Origin of the sequence: Dinoroseobacter sp. S76 (assembly GCF_049801095.1) — a bacterium.
Lineage (GTDB): Bacteria > Pseudomonadota > Alphaproteobacteria > Rhodobacterales > Rhodobacteraceae > Dinoroseobacter.
The window spans coordinates 250830-272706 of sequence record NZ_JBNAGH010000003.1 but is presented as its reverse complement, the minus strand read 5'-3'; the positions used below and the strand labels follow the sequence as shown (position 1 = coordinate 272706).

Annotated in this window: 4 protein-coding genes; 3 read left to right on the top strand and 1 reads right to left on the bottom strand. The window is 62.4% G+C overall.

Features of this window, described 5'->3' with window-relative positions; genetic code table 11:
* Window positions 1–5: 5 nt before the first annotated feature.
* Together bhcC and bhcD are read left to right on the top strand one after the other, a co-directional pair.
* Window positions 6–1169 carry a 3-hydroxy-D-aspartate aldolase BhcC gene (gene bhcC, locus ACP153_RS10905; RefSeq protein ID WP_424971015.1) on the top strand — a complete coding sequence of 388 codons (1164 nt, stop codon included), beginning with the start codon at window positions 6–8 and terminating at the stop codon, window positions 1167–1169.
* A gap of 117 nt (window positions 1170–1286) precedes the next feature.
* Window positions 1287–2279: an iminosuccinate reductase BhcD gene (gene bhcD / locus ACP153_RS10900; RefSeq protein WP_424971014.1), complete on the top strand. Its 993-nt coding sequence runs from the start codon at window positions 1287–1289 to the stop codon at window positions 2277–2279.
* Window positions 2280–2433: 154 nt separating this feature from the next.
* On the opposite strand, the gene ACP153_RS10895 is transcribed toward bhcD, so the two are convergent.
* A complete protein-coding gene (locus ACP153_RS10895; RefSeq protein ID WP_424971013.1) occupies window positions 2434–2718 on the bottom strand; it encodes a hypothetical protein in 285 nt (94 codons plus the stop codon).
* On the opposite strand from ACP153_RS10895, the gene ACP153_RS10890 reads away from it, so the two are divergent.
* Window positions 2717–21850 (top strand): Ig-like domain-containing protein, encoded by a 19134-nt coding sequence (locus tag ACP153_RS10890; RefSeq protein ID WP_424971012.1) that lies wholly within the window; start codon window positions 2717–2719, stop codon window positions 21848–21850. The two genes, ACP153_RS10895 and ACP153_RS10890, sit on opposite strands and share 2 nt — an antisense overlap.
* Window positions 21851–21877 lie beyond the last annotated feature (27 nt).

The following is a 21877-nucleotide window of genomic DNA, read 5'->3' as shown; positions in this document are numbered from 1 at the left end:
AAGACATGAACGCAGAAGCGAAATTCGCAGAGCTCGAAGTGGGCTACAACATTCCGGCTGCCATCGGCATGTCCGAGGCTGATATCCAGACCCCCTGCCTCGTCGTCGATCTCGACGCGCTGGAGCGCAACGTGGTCAAGATGGGCAACTTCGCCAAGGAGATGGGGGTTCGCCACCGGGTCCATGGCAAGATGCACAAGTCGGTCGATGTGGCCAAGATGCAGATGGAACTGGGGGGCGCCTGCGGTGTCTGCTGCCAGAAGGTGTCCGAGGCCGAGGCCTTTGCCCGCGGGGGCATCAAGGACGTGCTCGTGTCGAACCAGGTGCGCGACCCGGCCAAGATCGACCGTCTGGCGCGGATCCCGCGTCTGGGCGCGCGCGCCATCTGCTGTGTAGATGACATTGAAAACGTCGCGGACCTCTCGGCTGCGGCTACCAAGCACGGTACCCAGATCGAATGCCTCGTGGAGATCGACTGCGGCGCGGGACGCTGCGGCGTCACCACCACCCCCGCCGTGGTCGAGATCGCCAAGGCCATCGATGCGGCCCCGGGCCTGAAATTCTCGGGCATCCAAGCCTATCAGGGCGCGATGCAGCATCTCGACGACTACAATGAGCGCAAGGCCAAGATCGACATCGCCGTGGCGATGGTGAAGGACGCCGTGGACACGCTGAAAACCGAGGGGCTGGAGTGTGACATCGTCGGCGGCGGCGGCACGGGCTCCTACTATTTCGAGGGCAATTCCGGCGTCTATAACGAGCTCCAATGCGGCTCCTACGCCTTCATGGATGCGGATTATGGCCGGATCCTCGACAAGGATGGCAACCGCATCGACCAGGGCGAGTGGGAAAACGCACTCTTCATCCTGACCTCGGTCATGTCCCACGCCAAGGCGGACAAGGCGATCTGCGATGCGGGCCTCAAGGCGCAATCCGTGGATAGCGGCCTGCCCTTCATCTATGGCCGCGATGATGTGACCTACGTCAAATGCTCCGACGAGCATGGGGTGATCGCGGATCCCGATGCCAAGCTCAAGGTCAATGACAAGCTCAAGCTCGTCCCCGGCCACTGCGACCCGACCTGCAACGTCCATGACTGGTATGTAGGCGTGCGCGGCGGCAAGGTCGAAGCCCTCTGGCCGGTCACGGCCCGCGGCCTGGCCTACTGATCTGGCCCACTGACAAGGGCGGGGGTGGCGCGCACCACCCCCTCATTGTTCCTGAAATACTCCCGCCGGAGGCGTCCCCACGCCCGAGGCGGAGCTGCCATCTGAGGGGAGGCACCCATGCTCAAGAAACTGGATACGGACGGGCTCGTCATCGTCACCGAAGAGGTCTGCCAGAAGGTCATCGACCGCGATCTCGCCTTCACCGCCGTGCGCGATGTGTTCGGCGCCATGGCCCGGGACGACGCGTACAACTTTCCGGTGATCCGCGAGGCGATCGGCCATGAGGACGCGCTTTACGGGTTCAAGTCCGGTTTCGACAAGGCGGGCATGGTGCTGGGCGTCAAGGCGGGGGGCTACTGGCCGAACAACATGGCCAAGGGCATCATCAACCACCAATCCACGGTGTTCCTCTTCGACCCGGATACGGGCAAGCTCAAGGGGCTCGTGGGGGGCAACTACCTGACCGCGATCCGTACGGCGGCCTCCTCGGCGGTTTCCATCGACCAGCTCGCGCGCAAGGACGCCAAGGTGCTCGGCATGGTCGGCGCGGGCCATCAATCCACCTTCCAGCTGCGCGCCGCGGTCGAGCAGCGCGACTTCGAGAAGGTCGTCTGCTGGAACCCCCATCCGGACATGATCCCCAATCTGGGCAAGGTTGCTGACGAGCTTGGGATCCCCTTCGAGGCCGCCAGCCGCGAGGAGCTGGGCGCGCAATCGGACGTGATCATCACCATCACTTCGGCCTTTGAGCCGCTGATCGCGGCGGACTATATCAAGCCCGGCACCCATCTGGCCTGTATGGGCACGGACACGAAGGGAAAGCAGGAGGTCGACGCCGCCCTCGTGGCCAAGGCGACCCTCTTCACCGACGAGGTGGCGCAATCCACCACCATCGGCGAGACCCAGCATGCCATCGCCTCGGGCGCGATCACCGAGGCCGATGTCACGCCGATTGGGCGCGTGATCAATGGCGATCACCCGGGGCGGACCTCCGATGACGAGATCACGCTCTTTGACGGGACCGGTGTCGGGCTGCAGGATCTGGCCGTAGCCGCCGTCGCGGCTGAGCAGGCCGTGGCCACCGGAGCGGCCCAGGTCGTGTCTCTGTAACCAAACTGACAACAATCCCTGGAAAGGCCGCCACAGTGTTGGCGGCCTTTTTGCGTCCGAAGGGGCGTTAACCATGTTTCTTAGCGCCTTCCTACGCGAATCCGGTTCGGGCCTGGCGGAAAGCTCTTGGAAAAGAGTATGGAATAACAGGGGTCTACAGAAATTGCTGCGGCTGCATTGCCCTGTATTTCCAACTCTCAATTAAGTGATCATTAACTTGTTGCTTGACCGAAAAGGGCGCGTGATTAATCTTATCAGAAGTTTCAAGGTGATGGAGGATCGCCGTCGGACTGTGTGTTCTGAAGTAACCTGCCGCATATTCAGCGGCTTCTGTGGTTGTCTTGATGTAAATTGTTAATCGCCCTTTTTGGGTGTCAAGATTTTCTGAATTCGCATGAGCGGCGTTTCCTTTCGACGTGTCGAAAAGGACTGACTGCATGAATACCCCGCTGACTCCCGAAGAAATACTCAATGCGTTTCCGGTTTCTGATCAGGACTTGCCCGCGATAACGACGCTGGCCGATGGCCGCTTCGTGGTGACATGGGAATCCTTCGGACAAGACGGGGATCAAAACGGGATTTATGCGCAGGTCTTTTCTGCCCAGGGTGAGCGGATCGGGCTTGAGTTTCTGGTCAATGATACGCGCAGCGGCGCGCAGAGCGACCCGGCCATCGCGGCCACCGATGATGGCGGCTTTGTCGTCGTCTGGGAGAGCAACGATGGCAGCGGCACGGGCATCTTTTCGCAGCGCTATGATGTGAATGCGGATCCGGTCGGGGGCGAGACCCGGGTCAATGACATCGTCAACAGCTCTCAGTTCGATCCGTCCGTCGTGGGCCTGCCCGGCGGCGGTTATGTTGTCACCTTCTATGACGAGGGCAGCGCGGTCGACTTCTTTGACGACATCCGGGCGCAGGTCTTTGACGCGAATGGTGCGCCTGTGGGGGCCACGTTCCGGGTGAACACGACCGGCGCGCTTTCGGGATCCAACGAGTTCCATGCCGAATTGACCGCGATTCAGCCTTCGGGCGATGCGGGCAACCTGGCTGCGGGTGGATTTGTTGTCACCTATTCCAGCGGCAATCAGTCTTTCCTGCAGGTCTATGACCTCACCGGCAACCCCGTTGGCACCGAAGTTGCACTGGCCTCGCCAGCGGCACCGAGCCCGACGGAACCTGTGGTTGCGGGGCTGATCGGGGGAGGCTTCGTTGCGGTCTTCCGGGACGGGCTCGGCGAGATTTCGGCACAGCTCTATTCCGGCGATGGCACCACCATCGGCGGGACATTCCAGGTCAATACCGAGGTCTCATCCACCCAGTCGCAGCCGGAGGTCATCGGGACACCGGATGGCGGCTTCACGGTCGTTTGGGCCTCCCAGGCCAGTGGGTCGGCCGGGGACGGGAGTGGCTTTGGTGTTATTGCGCGCAGCTTCGACGCGACCGGCACGGCCACCACGGGCGAGTTCATCGTCAATGAGCAAACCCAGAGCACCCAGAACCAGGGGGTTGTAACCGCGCTCCCCGATGGCACGCTGGCCTTTGCCTGGACATCCAACTCCTCCGGGGATGCCGGCGATGGCAGCGGCACGGCTGTGGCTGTGCGCCTCTTTGGCGATCCCCTTGTCTTCGCGGCCCCCTCGGCCTCGCCCGAGATTGAGGCCGTCTCCACCGAGCGCACCATGCTCGAGGCGGATCTCAACGCGGCGCCCCAACTGATCGATATCGAAGGGGCGGCGGCTGTGTCCGATGGGGATTCCACGGATTTCGACGGGGGTCGTCTGCTGGTCGGGCGGATCGCACAATCCGCAGATGAAGATGGCTTCCCGGCACAGGATTCCGAGGCGCAGGACGTGTTCGGCCTCAGCACCGCCGGGGCAGTATCCATCAACGGGTCGGATGTGTCCGTCAACGGGACGGTCGTCGGCACAATCGTGTCCAACGGGCAGGGCGGCGCGCAGCTCGAGATCGCGCTGAACGCCGATGCGGATGCGGCAGCCGTGGAAGTGCTGGTCGAGAACCTGACTTATGCCAATGTCTCTGACGATCCGCTCTCCAGCGTGGTGCTCGGGATCCAGCTTGAGGATGGCGACGGCGCCGCCTCAACCCCTGTGGTGGTGACCATCACCATCGAGCCCGAGATGGATGCCGATCCCAAGATCCGGGGCGAAGTTCAGGTCAACACGGTCTTCTCCAACAATCAGAGCGATTCCGACATCGCGGGGCTGGCCGATGGGGGCTATATCTCCGTCTGGACCTCCACCAATCAGGACAATCCGGGCGATTTCAGCGTCGGGGTCTTTGCACAACGCTATGACGCCAATGGCGCGGTGCTCGGGGATGAATTCCTGGTCAACACCACGGTCACGAACTCACAGTCCGATGCTTCGGTCGCCGGGCTCACCGATGGCGGTTTCGTCATCGTATGGGATGACAATACAATCGACAGCATCCGGTTGAGCCGCTTCGACGCGAATGGTGTCGAGACCATTTCGGAGTTGCAGGTCGCCACAGACCAGAGCGGCTCGCAATTCGAACCCCATGTCACTGCGCTCAGCAATGGCGGCTATGTGGTGACCTGGACCAGCAACGGCTCCGGGGGCGATGGCAACTCCAACGCTGTGAAGGCTCAGGTCTATAACGCGGCTGGCAATGCCGTGGGCGGCGAGATCCTCATCAACGAGTTCACCGACGGGGCTCAGGACTCGTCCCGCGTCGCGGCATTGGACAATGGGCGCTTCGCCGTCGTCTGGGAGCAGAATGACGCCACCGATGGGGATGGCAGCGGTGCCTCCGTGTCGGGCCGCATTTTTGAGGCGAACGCGACCCCAGCCGGGGGCGAGTTCCAGGTCAACACCTTTGTCAACAGCACCCAGAGCCAGCCGGATATCGCGACCCTGTCCAACGGGGATATCGTCGTCGTCTGGCGCTCCGAAGCGCAGGACGGCTCCTCCGGCGGCATCTATGGCCAGCGCTTCACGGATCAGGGCGTCGCCGTGGGCGGCGAATTCCGGATCAACGACTTCACCGCCAGCAATGAGCGCGACCCCAAGGTCATCGGGCTCGATACCGGCGGCTTTGTCGTCGCCTGGGAGGGCGATACGAATGTGGGATCGGGCACGGATGTCATCGCGCAGGTCTTTGACGCCGATGGCACCCGGATTGACGGCGAAGTGCTGGTCAACACGCTTGTGGCCAGCACCCAGGACGAGATCGCGCTGACGGCCCTGCCCAATGGCAATTACGTGGTCCAGTGGACCTCGGACAATGGCGATGGCAGCGGCGATGGGATCTTCCAGCAAATCTTTGGCGATCCGAACGAAATCAGCACCTCCGCCGCACCGGCCATCGAGGGTCTGGCGTCGAATATCGAGCTGACCGAGGCCGAGGCCAATGGGGGCGTGCTGCTCTTCCCAGCGGGGGCGGTGAGCCTGACGGATCTGGACTCCGCGGATCTGGATGGGGGACAGCTGCGGGTGAACCGCATTGTCTCCGACCCGCTGCAGGAGCAGTTCAACGACCCTGACGGGCCCGGTCAAGACGCGCTGACCGTCGCCGTTGGGGGCGATATCACGCAGGCTGGCGCGACCCTGTCCGTAAATGGCACGGCCGTGGCCACGGTGGTGTCCGATGGCACCGATGGCGCGTCCCTCGTTCTGGACTTCCTGCCCGGGGCAAGCGTCGAGGCGGTCGAGACCCTGCTCAGCGCGCTGTCCTATCAGAACTCCTCCGACAATCCGCGGGAGAGCCGCACCTATTCCGTGACCCTACTGGATGGGGATGGCGGCGCCACCACACCTTTCGTGTTCGAGATCGATCTGAGTCAAAGCCCGGATCTCGTCGGGCTCGACAAGGTGGGGTCAGAGACACAGGTCAACAGCTTCATTCCCGGCTCTCAGTCGGATCCCGGCATCGCGGTTCTGGCCGATGGCGGCTGGGTCGTGGTCTGGACCTCCGAAAGTCAGGACGGAGCGAGCAGTGGCATCTATGCGCAGCGCTACGCGGCGGATGGAGCGCGTGTTGGCGGCGAAGTGCAGGTCGCAACGACTTTTGCCGGTGCGCAATCAGATGCGGTGGTCACTAGCCTAAGCAATGGCGGCTACGCGATCTCCTGGGAGGGGAATGGCCCTGGGGATGCTTTCGGTATCTTCACCAAACTGTTCGATGCATCTGGCGTCCCGCTCACCGGGGACATTCTCGTCAATACCAGTGTCAGCAGCACACAAGCCGATCCAGCGATCACCGCCCTCGGCACCGGCTTTGTGGTCAGCTACACGACCTTCAATGTGGACGGCAGCTCGGAAGGCATCGCATTCCAGCGCTTCGACGCAAGCGGGGTCCCGCAAGGCTCGGAAACCGTTGCCAACGAAGAGATATCGAGCAACCAGTTCCAGTCTGATATCGTGCAGTTGGCCGATGGGCGCTTTGTTGTCGTCTGGACGAGTGCCACCTCCGGGAGCGCCGGGGACGGCAGCTCCAACGGGGTGTTCGGTCGGATTTTCAACGCTGATGGCACGGCTGCGACCGGCGAGTTCCTGATCAACGAGATCACCCTGAATGCCCAGGGCACGCCCTCGGTCGTGGGCACACCGGATGGTGGGTTCCTTGTGGCGTTCGAAGATAGCTCGAATGCGCTGGACGGCTCTGGCGTTTCGATTATCGCTCGCAAGTTCGACAATACAGGTGCGCCCGAGGACGACCAGTTTGTCGTCAACAGCTTCACCTCCAGCACGCAGTTCCAGCCGGATATCACCGTGCTCGCCGATGGCCGCTTTGTGGTCAGCTATATGAGCAACGGCAATGACGGGGACCGGAACGGAAACTCCGTCATCGCCCAGGTCTATGCCGCGGATGGCAGCCGGATTGACGAGTCCTTCGTCATCAACTCCGAGACGACCGGCGCGCAGGATCAGGGTCAGGTCGTGGCCTTGCCCGGTGGCGGTTTCGTGGTGGTCTGGTCCTCGGTCACCTCCGGCGATGCCGGGGATGGGAATGACCGGGGCATCTTCCAGCAGATTTACGGTGCTCCGGGTGATTTCAACCTGGACGAGGCGCCGGTCATCGTCGGGCTGACAGGTACGCGCACGATCTCCGAGGCGGAGGCGAATGCGGGTCTTGTGGCCCTCGAAGCGGATCGCGCGATCGCGGTCGGTGATCTGGATGCGGCTGACTATAATGGCGGCGTGCTCCATGTGGAGATCGATCAGGTCGCGAGCCTGCTGGATCAGATCCCGGGCATTGATGGAATTGCTCAGGACGAGCTTGGTCTGCTGACCGACGAGGTTGGCAATGGCGCGGTGTCCCTGTCCGGGACCAATGTTCGGGTGAACGGTGTCACAGTCGGGACCCTGACCAGCGACGGGACCGCCGGGCAGCCTTTGACTATTGAATTCAATGGCAATTCCACGGTGGAATCCGTCGAGGCGGTGATGGGCGCTTTGGCCTATGCGAACGCCTCGGACGGCCCGGCCGCGGATCGTCGGATCAAGATCCAGCTGACCGATCCCCAGGGCAATTCCGCTCCGGATCAGTTCATCGAGCTGACCATTGAGCCGAGCGCGGACGGCACTCTTGTGGCGGGTGACGAAACGCGGGTGAATGCGTTCACCCAGGGAGAGCAATCTATCCCGGTGCTCGCCGAACTGACCGGTGGCGGTCATGTGGTGGTCTGGTCTTCGACCAACCAGGACAACCTGAATGTCGAAGGCAATATTGGCGTCTTCGCTCAGCTTTATGACGCGAACGGCGTGCCCGTGGGACAGGAATTCCAGGTCACTACGGCCGTCGATCAGGCGCAAGCGGATCCCAGCGTTGCGGCAACCGCGGATGGTGGCTTCGTCGTGGTCTGGGAGAGCGTCAATCAGGACCAGCCGGGCTTCTTTGACAATGGTGTCTTCGGGCAGCGCTTTGACGCCAGCGGGATCCAGGTTGGCAGCGAATTCCAGGTCAACACCACGGTCGCCGCGCAGCAGTTCGATGCCTCGGTCGCAGCCTTTGCCGATGGTGGCTTCATCGTGGTCTGGAATGCCGATGCGGGCGATGGCAATGGGGATGCGATCATCTCCCAACGCTATGATGCCACGGGCGCCCCGGTCGGCGGCGAGGTCACGGTCAATGTGGACCAGACCACGAGCAATCAGTTCGATCCCGAAGTTGCAACGCTCGTCACTGCCGGTGGCCAGAATGCCGGGCACGCAGTCGTCTTCACGGGCCCCACATCGGGCCCCGATGGGGACGGGGATCGCACCGGTGTTTACCTGCGCGTCTTTGATGCGAGCGGTGCTGCGCTGGGTGCGGAGACCCTCGTCAATACCACGACATTCGAAGATCAATCCGATGCAGAAATCACGGGGCTGAGCGGGGGCGGATTTGTCGTCACCTGGACCGACGATACGGCGGACGGAAGTGCCCGGGGCATCTATGCCCAAATCTACACGAATGCAGGCGTAAAGGTCGGTGGCGAGTTCCGGGTCAACACCAATACCGGCTCGGATCAGTTCAATTCCTCCGTGACGGCCATGGCCGATGGCGGTTTCGTGGTCACCTGGACCTCCGATACGGGCGACGGGTCGGGGCAGGGCGTCTTTGGCCAGCGCTACGATGCCAATGGCGTGCGCATTGACGGCGAGTTCCAGATCAACCAGGAAGTCTCCAGCACCCAGAGCCAGAGCGCCGCGCTCGGCCTCGCCGATGGCGGGCTCATTGTGACCTGGCGCTCCGAAACCAGCTCCTCGGCGGGCGACGGCTCCGGAGGCGCGATCATTCAGCGGGTGTTTGATGCCACGCCCACGGCGGATACATCGCCGGTTCTGTCCGATGTCGAGCGGCTCATCAATGTCGGCGCCGATGACGTGACCGGCGGGTCGGTCGTCCTGCTGGATGAGGGCATTTCGCTCGTGGATCCCAACGGCGGCGATTTCGATGGTGGCACCCTGCGGATCTACTACACCGCAGGTGAGACCGCGGATGATCAGCTCTCCGTGGTGGACAATGGTGTCGTGACGGTCGCGGGTGCTGTGGTCTCGGTCAACGGGACGGCGATCGGCACGATCAACGGCGCCGAAGACGGCGTGAATGGCGTGGCGCTCGCGATCGATCTGAACGCGAATGCGACCGCGACCGAAGTGGCCCTGCTCTTTGAGGCCATCGGCTTCAGCTTTACCGGGGTTTCCGGTGACATCCAGAATACCGATCGCGGGATCGGCTTTACCCTCACCGATGGGGCCGGCGGGCAGACACAGCCGGATTCCATCTTGTTGAACTTCTTCCAGGGCTCGAACAACCCGTTGTTCTTGCTGACGAATTTCGGTTCGGATGAGACCGGGTTTGGCACGGATATCCTGGGCAGCGTGGAGGAATCCGACCTGCTGACAACGCCCGTCCGCCTCGACGCGGCGGTCAACCTGACCAATACCTCGGGCGTGACCTTTGCCTCGGGGCAGGTCACAGTCAGCAACAGTTCGGGCGGGCTCAGCGTCGATATCCTGTCGGTGGCCGATATCGGCAATGGCGCCGGACAGATCGGCTTCAACGGCTCGGATGTGACCTATGAAGGAACCCTGATCGGGACGGTGAACGGCACCAGCAATGGGCAGAGCGGATCCCCGCTTCGCATTGATCTGAACGCCTCTGCGGATGCCGTGGCCATCGAGGCCCTGATCGAGGCCTTCACCTATGCGACCACGGGCGCGATCAACCGCACCCAGCAGACCTTCAATGTCTCTGTGTCCGGGTCCGGTGGCTCGACCTCCGTATCCGCTGTTCTGCTGATCGATGATGATCTGGTCCTGCCCGCCACGGGCGAAGATGAACAGGTCAACAGCTTCATCACCCGTGACCAGTCCAATCCGGTCATCGCGGATCTCAGCACGGGCGGCTATGTCATCGCCTGGACATCGGAGAACCAGGACAACCCGAACGCGGCCTTTGAAACCGGCATTTTCGCGCAGGTCTACAATGCGAACGGGTCTCCGGTCGGGGTCGAGTTCCAGGTCAATGACATCGCGATCCGCACCCAGAACGAACCGAGCATTACCGGGTTGAGCAACGGCAATTTCGTCGTGACTTTCACGGACACCAATGGCGCGCGGGATGGATCGGGCAGCGCAGTCGTCGCGCAGGTTTTTGACAGCAGCGGAGCGCCCATCGGGGCCAACTTCGTGGTCAATGAAGAGACCTCGAGCGCCCAGGACCTCTCCGAGGTGGTCGCGCTCGACAATGGGCGCTTCATGGTGCTGTGGGATTCCGAGACCTCCGGCAATGCCGGGGACGGCAACCGCGAAGGCATCTTCGGCCGCGTCTTTGCGGCCAATGGCACGCCCGAGGGCGGCGAGTTCCAGATCAACAGCACCACCAACCAGATCCAGCGCGAGGTTTCTGCCGCCGTGCTCGACAATGGCGATGTCATCGTTGTCTGGCAGGACAATGGCGGCGCAGATGGCGATTCCATCGGCGTCTTCTCGCAGCGTCTGGATGACACGGGCACGTTGCTGCTGATCGACGGGTCCGCGCCCGGCGCCGATGAGCAACAAGTCAATGTCGAGACCACCGGAGCCCAAGACCGACCCGATGTGGCTGCGATTCCGCCGGGCGGAACCTTGGCGAACGGTGGCTATGTGGTGGTCTGGCAGGGGGCCAGCCCGAATGGCACCGATATCTTTGGACAGGTCTTTGACGAGGCCGGAAATGGGCTGGGAGAGTTCCAGGTCAATACGAGCGAGCGCTCCACCCAGTCCGACCCGCAAGTGATTGCGCGCCCCGATGGGACCTTCACCGTGGTGTGGACGGATGCTAACTCGCTTGATGGCAGCGGAAATGCGATCATCGCGCAGAACTTCTCGGGCCTTGGCATCCCGCTGGGCGCGTCCTTCATTGTCAATTCCGAGGGGGCCTCGACCCAGACCCAGCCGGACCTTGTGGCACTGCCCGATGGTTCCATCGTCGTGGTCTGGACCAGCCAGACCTCCGGCACGGCCGGGGATGGGGATGGCTTCGGTGTTTTCCAGAAGATCATCGACGCGCCTGCCCCCGCAGCGGGCGCGACGGACCCGGTGATCGAAGGGGTCTCCACCGAGATTTCCTTCGCCGAGGAAGACGTCAATGGTGGCCTGCAACTTCTTGAAATCGATGGGGCATTGACAGTTGTTGATGTGGATTCTCCCGATTTCGACGGCGGTCAGCTCTCTGTTGGGCGGATCGTCGGCACAGGCGACGTACTGGCCGCGCAACTTGGCGCTGGTCTGGGCAATGGGCAGGACCAGTTGGGTCTGGTGACCGGCAATGGCGTGAGCATTGTCGGCAATACGGTGGAGGTGGATTCCGTCTCCGTCGGTGTGATCAGCTCCAATGGCGCGGATGGCGCGCTCTTTGTGGTGGACCTCAACGCGAATGCCACCCCGGAACTGATCGAGCGCGTGATCGCGCAGCTCGGCTATGCCAACACCTCCGGCAACCCCACTGGTGAGCGCGAAATCGCCATTCGGCTGAATGACGGCGATGGCGGTGCCTCCGACACGATCCGCATCAACATCACGGTGGAGCCGTTCACGGATCGCACCCAGGTTGCCGTGGGCTCTGAGGAGCAGGTCAACACCACAAGCGAGAATGCGCAAAACGCGCCGGAAACCTCGAAAGTCTTCGACAGCAACGGGGTGCAGGTCGGCTACGTTGTCGTCTGGGATTCTCTGGATCAGGACCGGGTCGCGGATGCGAGTGCTGGTGTCTTTGCCCAGATCTATGACCTGAATGGCGACCCTGTGGGCGTGGAATTCCAGGTCAATACAGAGACGCAATTCACCCAGGATGACCCCCATGTGGCCGGGGTGCCGACCGGCGGGTTCGTCGTCGGTTGGAGCTCCAGCGCGGACAGCAACAGCTATCTGCGCTTCTTCGAGGCAGATGGCACACCGCGCACGGACGAGATCCGGGTCAATGATGTCACGCCCGGCACGCAGCGCCTGACCGATATCGCGGTGCAGGATGATGGCACGGCGATTGCCGTTTTCACGGATAACAACTCGCGCGATGGCAGCGGTTTCGGTGTCTTCCAGGCTCGCTTTGACGATGCGGGCAATGCCCTCGGGGGCAGCAGCCTCGTGAACACCCAGACCTCCAGCACCCAGGACCAGCCCTCGGTGGCAGTGCTGCTCGATGGTCGCTATGTGGTCACCTGGACCTCTCAGTCCAGCGGCAGCGCGGGTGACGGGTCCGGCCAGGGCGTCTTCGCCCAGCTCTTTGAGGCGAATGGCACTCCGATCGGGGTCGAGTTCGGCGTGCCGACCTTCATCGATGGTGGCCAGTCGGATTCCTCCATCGCGGCATTGGCGGATGGCGGTTTCGTGATCGTCTGGACGGACCAGAACGGGCTCGACGGCAGTGTCTGGAGCACGCAGCTGCAGCGCTATGACGCCACCGGGGCCGAAGTCGGGCCGCAGTTGCGCGTTAACGAAACCACAAGCGGCAGCCAGTTTCAGGCCGAGGTCATCGCCTTGGATACGGGCGGCTGGCTTGTGGTCTGGACGGACGATAGTGGCCTCGATGGCAACGGATCGGGCGTCTTTGCTCAGGTTTACGATGCGACGGGCAACCGGATCGACGGTCAGTTCCAGGTCAATACAGAGGTCTCAAGCACGCAGAGCTTGCCGGTGGCAGTGGCGCTGCCCAACGGGGATTTCACGGTCATCTGGACCTCGAACACCAGCAACTCCGCCGGAGATGGCAGCAGCACAGGGATCTTCCAGCAGGTCTTCAGCTCGGGCGGTGTTGGCGGCTCTGCCGCGCCGATCCTTGTGGGTGTGTCCAGTGCGGTGACCTTCGACGAGGCCGATGTGAACGCGGCGCCGCAGCTTCTGGCGCCGGCCATCGCCCTCGGAGACGCGGATTCCGCGAATTTCGATGGCGGTCACCTGGTGCTCGCCATGCTGCTCAATGCGACGGTGCAGTCGCAGTTTGCCGCGCCGGATGAGGCGTCTCAGGATCAGCTTGCCGTTGATACGAGCGGTTCGGTCTCCGTGGTCGGCCAATCGGTCCGCGTGGACGGGACCGAGATCGGCACGATCGTGAGCGATGGCGTCGATGGCGCCCCGCTGCAGATCGATTTCAACGCCAATGCCACGCCCGAGCGGGTCGAAACCCTTGTCGAAGCGCTGAGCTATGGCAATGTCTCTGATGATCCGGAGGCCGCGCGCAAGATCGCCCTGCAGATCACCGACGGAGCAGGCGGGACTGTCCGCGAGGTCATCGATGTGACCATCACGCCCGAGACCGACGGGCTTGAGGCCATTGGATCCGAGCGTCAGACCAACAGCTTCACGATCAACCAGCAATTCGACAGCCAGATCGCGAGCCTGGCGGATGGCGGCTATGTCATCGTCTGGACCTCCACCAATCAGGACGCCACCGGAGATGGCGATAACGGCGTGTTCCTGCAACGCTACGATGCCGCCGGAGCCCCGGTGGGCGGTGAAATCCAGGTCAACAGCACCGTCCAGAACGCCCAGACAGACCCCGTCGTTGTGGGCCTCGCCAATGGCGGCTTTGCGGTCGCCTATGAGGACAATTCCGGCGTCCTGAGCCCGAACAACGATTTCGAGATCCTGCTGCAGGTCTATGACGCCAATGGGGTCAAGGTCGGTGCCGAAACCGTGGTCAACAGCGCTTCGGTAAGTCAGCCCTTCGATCCAGCCATGGCCGCCTTCGACAATGGCAACTTCGTGGTCGTCGCCGACAGCCGGACCGTTGCGACGTTCCAGGAAACGATCAGTGGCCAGATCTACGATTCCGCCGGAGGTCAAGTCGGCGTCGGGTTCGAGATCCCGACCACTGGCAATGTGATCTTCGCACCGGATGTCGCAACCCAGGCCGATGGCACCTTTGCCGTCGTCTATGTGGCGCGGGGCATCGACAACGCGCCGGCCAATGATGACGGTATCCTGTTCCAGCGCTTTGCTGCGGATGGATCGTTGGTTGGCGGCGCGATTGTGGTCAACACCCGGGTCGAGGGCACCCAAGGCGAGCCGTCGATCACGGCGCTCCAGGGCGGTGGCTATGTGGTGGTCTACACCAGCCCCGGCGATGACACGGGCTCGCAGATTGGCGTCTTTGGACAGATCCTCGCGGCCGATGGCACCAAAATCGGTGGCGAGTTCCTGATCAATGAGGAGGTCAACTTCACCCAGAACGAACCGGATGTGGTCGCGCTGGATGGGGGCGGCTTTGCGGTCTCCTACACCGAAAACAACGGCTCCGATGGCGGTGGCGCCGGCGTCTTCGTTCAGCAATATGACGCTGCGGGCAACCGTGTCGACGGAGCTGTTCAGGTCAATGAAGAGACCGAGAGCACGCAGTTCCAATCCTCCATCGCAGCACTGCCCGGGGGCAATCTCGTGGTGTCCTACACCTCCGAGACCTCCGGCGATGCCGGCGATGGTGACAGTCGTGGCGTTTTCCACCGGATCCTTGGCGATCCGGCGGACTTCTCCTTCGGGTTGGAGCCGGTGCTCGACGGGGTCAATGCCGAGGTCAGCTATATCGAAGACGATGTGAACGGGGTTCCGCAGCTGATCGATGCCAATGGGGCCGTGGCGGTCTCTGACCCGGATTCCGCGGATTTCGATGGTGGCTCGATCCTCGTGTCGAACCTCGTCTCCTCGGCGCCTCTGATCGACCAGATCAACCCGCCCGATGACTTGACCCAGGATCAACTGGGTCTGCGGCAAGCGGATGGGATCACCATTCTCGGTTCGGATGTCTCGGTCAACGGCACCCTCGTGGGCCAGATCGTTCAGGGGGGGCAGAATGGCGCGCCGTTCGAGCTGTCGCTGAATGCCAATGCGGATGCGGCGATTGTCGAGTTGCTGGTCGAGAACCTGACCTATCGCAACATCTCGGATGATCCGCTCGAGGTGCGCCAGCTCCGCGTGCAGATCACCGATGGGGATGGCGGGGCGTCCGAGCCCGTGATCGTGACGGTCAACATCACGGCCTCGCCCGATGGCGCGCAGCCCGTGGGCGGCGAGCGTGTGGTCAACACCTCGACCGGAGCGCAGGACAACCCGGCCGTGGCGGAGCTTCCGGGTACGGGCGGTGACTTCATCGTCGTCTGGGAGAATTTCGGGGCCGATGGCGACCGCGAGGGCATCTACGCGCAGCGCTTTGATGTGCTGGGTAACCCGATCGCGCGCGATGGCACCGGTCTGCCCGACGGGGTGACCGACGAGTTCCTTGTGAACTCCACCACGACGACTGATCAGTTCCAGCCGCAGGTGATCGGCTATGCCGATGGTGGCTGGGTGGTTGTCTGGACCGACGACTCCGAGGACGGCTCCGGCGATGGTGTCTTCCTGCAGCGCTACAATCCGGATGGCACGGTCAATGGGGGCCAGACCCAGGTCAACTCCCTCACCAGCTCGACCCAGAACGATCCGGATGTGGCCGTTCTGACCAATGGCAACACGGTTGTGGTCTTCGACGCGCAGACCTCGGGTGGCTCCGGTGACGGCTCCGGCATTGGGATCTCCGCACGGATCTTCGACACCAATGGCAACCCGCTCGCCGCGGAGTTCGTGGTCAACACGGAAACCAGCGGGTCCCAGTTCTCACCGGAAGTCACGGCGCTGAGCACAGGCGGCTTCCTTGTCACCTATGTCTCGCAAACCTCCGGCACGGCCGGGGATGGCAGCGGTAACGGTGTCTTCGCCCAGGCCTTTGACGCCAATGGCGCCACCGTCGGGTCGGAATTCCAGGTCAACTCGACCACCGTGGGGGCGCAGACCGCACCTCAGGTGGTGGAGCTGGAGAACGGCAATCTGGTCTTTGTCTGGCAGGACGACCGGGCCGATCTGAGCGCTACGGGTGTCTTTGCCCAGATCTACGCAGTGGATGGCTCGCCCATCACCGAGGAGTTCCGGGTCAATGACCGGCGTGTGAATTCCCAGTTCGAGCCGGATATCGCCGCGCTCGACACGGGCGGCTTCGTGATCACCTGGACCGACAATGGCGGCGCAGATGGCAGCTCCAACGGCGTCTTTGCCCAGCAATATGACGCCACCGGTGCGCGGCTCGACAGCCAGATCCTCGTGAACACCACGACATCCGGCAATCAGGACCAGCCCAGTGTTGCGGCCCTGCCCGAGGGCGGGTTTGTCATCACCTTCAACGGCTCCGATGCCGACGGGGAGATCCTGCTTCAGGTCTATGGCAATGACGCGCCCATCGTGTCGCCAGTTGCGGCCAACGGGGATGAGGACACGCCGATCGTGCTCGACGCGGCGATCTTTGACGCCGGTTTCAACGATCCCGATGGCAACAGCCTGCAGGCGATCCGCATCGAGAACTTCCCGACGGATGGCACCCTGACCCTATCGGGCGCACCTGTGAGCGTGGATCAGGTGATCAGCCGTGCGGATCTTCTGGCGGGCAATCTCGTCTATCTCGGCGCGCAGGACTTCAATGGGCTCGACAGCTTCCTGTGGTCCGGGTCTGACGGCATCGTCTTCTCGAATGACGTGGTCGCCGCAGAGATCACTGTGAACCCGGTGAATGACGCGCCGGGCCTCGAGGCCGGATCGGATCAGAATCTCCAGGAAGGGCAGAACCTGAACCGGACGATCACCCTGACCGATCCGGACACGGATAACCGCACCTTCACCATCGATTTCGGCGATGGCGACACGCAGGTCTTCAACTCCACCAATCTGAGCGAGGTGCTGAACAAGACCTATGCCAGCGAAGGCGTCTTTACCGTTACGGTGACCGTGGATGACAATGCGGGGGAGGCGAACTCGGTCGAGGTCGACAGCTTTGTGGTGACGGTCCAGAACGCGCCGCCTCAGGCCGGTAATGACTTCGACACCGTGCGGGAGGATGGCCCCTCGACCATGGGCAATGTCCTGACCAATGACAACGATCCGGGCGGCGATCCGCTGACCGTGACCGAGGTCAATGGCGAGCCCACGGATGTTGGCGTGCAGATCACACTGCCCTCCGGCGCCTTGCTGACGCTGAATGCCGATGGCAGCTATGACTACGATCCCAACGAGGCTTTCGAGAGCCTTGGCCGGTTCCAGAGTACGACGGACAACTTCAACTACACGATTGATGATGGGGATGGCGGCACCAGTGAAGGCAGCGTCACCATCCGGATCGACGGGGACAATGATGCTCCCGAAGGTGTGGATGACACATTCGCCACCAATGACACGGATGTGGTGTCGGGGAATGTCCTGACCAATGACGAGGATATTGACAATGGCGATGTGCTGTCGGTCACCGAGGTCAATGGTTCGGCGGCCAATCTGGGCACGCAGATCACGCTCGCCTCGGGCGCGCTTCTGACGCTGAACGGCGACGGCACCTTCGACTATGATCCGAGCGGGGCGACGATCATCGGCGGCATGGACAGCTTCACCTACACGGTGTCGGATGGCCTGGCCTCCGATGGTGCGACGGTGACTCTGAACATCGTGACCAGCAACCAGTCGCCTGTGGCGCAGGATGACAATGTCTCCGCGTCGGAGGATGGGGTCTCCAACGGCAATCTCTTTGCCGATAATGGAAACGGGGTCGACAGTGACCCGGATGGCGATGCGATCGAGGTCAGCCAGGTCAATGGATCGGCCGCGAATGTGGGCAACCAGATCGCGCTTTCGGGTGGCGGGTTGCTGACCGTGAATGCCGATGGCAGCTACAGCTTTGATGCCAATGGCGCCTATGAGGACCTGGCCTTCGGTGAAAGCACGCAGGAGACCTTTGCCTACACGATCATCGACGGCAATGGCGGCAGCAACGCGGCGCAGGTGATCCTCACGATCAACGGCGCCAATGACCTGCCGGACGCTGATACCGACACGGCCACCACGGATGAGGCCACGGCCATCAATGGCAATGTCCTGACCAATGACGACGATCCGGACACGACGGACGCGCTCGAGGTGATCGAGGTCAATGGCTCCAGTCTTGCCGTGGGCCAGTCGGTCACCGGCAGTGCGGGCGGCACCTTCATCATCCAGACGGACGGGTCCTATACCTATGATCCGGCGGGCGCGCTCGAAGGTCTCGATGACAATGAAAGCACGGTCGATATCGTCACCTACCGGATTTCGGACGGCAATGGCGGTGAGGATACGGCCCAGCTGCGTGTCACGGTGGATGGCCTGAATGACGAGCCGGTGGCGCAGGATGACGATATCACCCTGGGCGAAGACGACACGGTCATGGGGGATGTGAAGGCCGATAACGGCAACGGCCCGGACAGCGATCCGGATCTGAGCGATATCGGTGTGATCACCGCCGTCAATGGCGAGGCGGCCAATGTCGGTTCCCAGATCACGCTGGCCTCCGGTGCGCTGCTGGTGGTGAATGCCTCGGGCACCTTCACCTATGACACCAACGGCGCCTTCTTCGCGCTGTCCACCGGCGATACCGCCACGGAGAGCTTCACCTATACGCTCACTGACGATAGCGGCATCAGCGATACGGCGACCGTCACCTTCACGATTGAGGGCAACTCATCCAACCCGGTGGCTGTCGATGACAGCGTGAGCACCGACGAGGACACTGCGGTCAATGGAGCAGTCCTGCCCAATGACAGCGACGGGGATGGCGATCCGCTGGTCGTGTCCGCGGTCAATGGCAATGCCGCGGATGTGGGCTCGCAGATCACGCTGGCCTCCGGCGCATTGCTGACGCTGAATGCGGATGGCACTTTTGCCTATGATCCGAACGGTCAGTTCGAAGGACTGGCGATCACGGAAAGCGACACGGACAGCTTCACCTACACGATCTCCGATGGAAATGGCGGCAGCGATACTGCAACCGTTACCATCGATATCGACGGGTTGAATGATGCGCCGCGCGCCCGAGCCGACACGCTGGCGACCAATGAGGATCAGGCCCTGACCGACAACCTCTTCTCCAATAACGGAGGGGGTGTTGACCGGGATCCAGATCTTTCGGACACGTTCGAAGTGGTCGAGGTCAATGGCGACGCTGGCAATGTGGGAGGGACGATTGCCCTGCCTTCCGGCGCGTTGCTCACCGTGCTGGCGGATGGGACGGTCGATTACGACCCGAACGGCCAGTTCGAGAGCCTCGCGCTGGGCGAAAGCGACACGGACAGCTTCACTTACCGGATCTCGGACGGCAATGGCGGCTTTGACGGGGCGACCGTCACCGTTCTGATCGCGGGTCAGAATGATGCGCCGGATGCGGTCGATGACGAGGTTGCCACGGCGGTCTCGAATGTGCTGAACGGCAATGTGCTGGCCGATAACGGCAATGGTCCGGACAGCGATATCGATGCGGGCGATACGATCTCGGTGAACGAGGTCAATGGCTCTGCGGCGAATGTCGGCACCCAGATCACGCTCGCCTCGGGCGCGCTGCTGACCCTGAACACCGACGGGACCTTTGCCTATGACGACAATGGCGCCTTCGGGATGCTGGGTGCCGGTCAGAGTGAGACCGACAGTTTCACCTATTCCATCATCGATGGTCTCGGTGCGACGGATACGGCAACGGTGACGGTGACCATTGGGGGCGATAACCTGCCCCCGGCGGCCATCGACGATCCGGTGACCACCGATGAGGACACGGCCGTTCAGGGCAATGTGCTCGGCAATGACACCGACCCGAACGCGGATCCGCTGACGGTGACCGAGGTCAATGGCAATGCCGCCGATGTGGGGATGCAGATCGCGCTGGCCTCCGGGGCGCTGCTCACGCTCAACGCGGATGGGACGTTCGATTACAACCCGAACGGCCAGTTCGAGAGCCTGGCCCTGGGCGAAAGCGACACGGACAGCTTCACCTACACGGTCAGCGACGGAAACGGGGGTACGGATACGGCCACCGTGACGGTGACGATCGATGGGGCGAACGACATGCCTCATGCGCGTCGTGACGACCTGACCACCAATGAGGATCAGGCGCTGGCGGCCAATCTCTTTGCCGATAATGGCAATGGGGCCGACCGCGATCCGGATGCGTCGGACATCCTCGAAGTGGCCGAGGTCAATGGCTCTGCAGCCAATGTCGGGACCCAGATCACCCTGGCCTCCGGCGCGCTGCTCAGGGTGCTGGCGGATGGGTCGGTGGAGTACGATCCCAATGGCCAGTTCGAAGACCTCGCCATCGGCGAAAGCACAACCGACAGCTTCACCTATCGCGTCTCTGACGGGAATGGGGGCTTCGACGGTGCCACCGTCTTCATCCAGATCGATGGGCGCAATGACGCGCCGGTCGCCGAGGATGACGACGTGACCACCAACGAAGACACGGCGCTGATGGGCTCGGTCTTTGCGGATAATGGCTCTGGTGCGGATAGCGACGTGGATGCGTCCGACGTGATCACGGTTTCCGAGGTCAACGGCTCTGCCGCTTCGGTCGGCACCCAGATCACTCTGGCCTCTGGCGCGCTTCTGACGCTGAATGCGGATGGGACCTTCGACTACGATCCGAACGATCAGTTCGAGGCCCTGGCCGTGACCGAAGAGGCGACGGACAGCTTCACCTATACGATCATTGACGGGAATGGCGGATCTGACACGGCCACTGTGACCGTGACGATCGAGGGCGTGAATGATGCACCGGTCGCTGCGGATGACGCTGTCAGTACGGATGAAGACACCGCGCTGAACGGATCGGTTCTCGTGGATAACGGGTCCGGTGCGGATAGCGATGTGGACGCCTCCGACACGCTGATGGTGAGCCAGGTGAATGGCTCCGCCGCCAATGTGGGCACCCAGATCACTCTGGCCTCGGGCGCTCTGCTGACGCTGAACGCGGATGGGACCTTCGACTATGATCCGAATGGTCAGTTCGAGGCCCTGGCCGTGGGCGAAAGCGACACGGACAGCTTCTCCTATACTGTCTCTGACGGGAATGGCGGGAGCGATACCGCAACGGTGACGGTGACGATCAACGGGGCCAATGATGCGCCGGTATTCGTCTCGAGCGATACCTTCTCGCTGCCGGAGAACACCACTTTGGTGGGCACGGTGGAAACCACGGATCTGGATGCGTCTGACGATGTGACCTACGAGATCGTGGGCGGAGCGGATGAGCTTCTGTTCAACATCGACGAGGATACGGGCGAGCTCTCCTTCATCAACGCGCCGGACTTCGAAAACGCAGGCGATGCGGGCGGTGACAACATCTACAATGTGACGGTCTCCGCCTTCGATGGCACCGAGACCGTGACCCAGGATATCACCGTGAATGTCACCGATGTGGACGATACCGGCGCGCCCACGATCCTGACCGGGACCAGCGGGTTCGACGTGCTCTTCGGATCGGGCGATGACGAGATCTTCCGCACCCTCGGCGGACGCATCGACCAGAGCTTCGCCGGCGGCGGCGCGGATGTCTTCGAGTTTGGCGACGAGACCAGCAATGGTCAGCGCGAGTTCGACTTCATCTTCGGTTTCGACGGGGATGACGCGCTGGATCTCGGCGATGCCTCAATTTTGCTCGAAGTGAACCGGCCTTTGGCAACCTATCTGGTTCTGGACGGAGATTTCGACATCGTTGTGCTCTTCGGCACGGCGGACTTTGACGAGACGACCCAACTGCTATGATGACAGGAGAGATTGCATGCCAAGGCA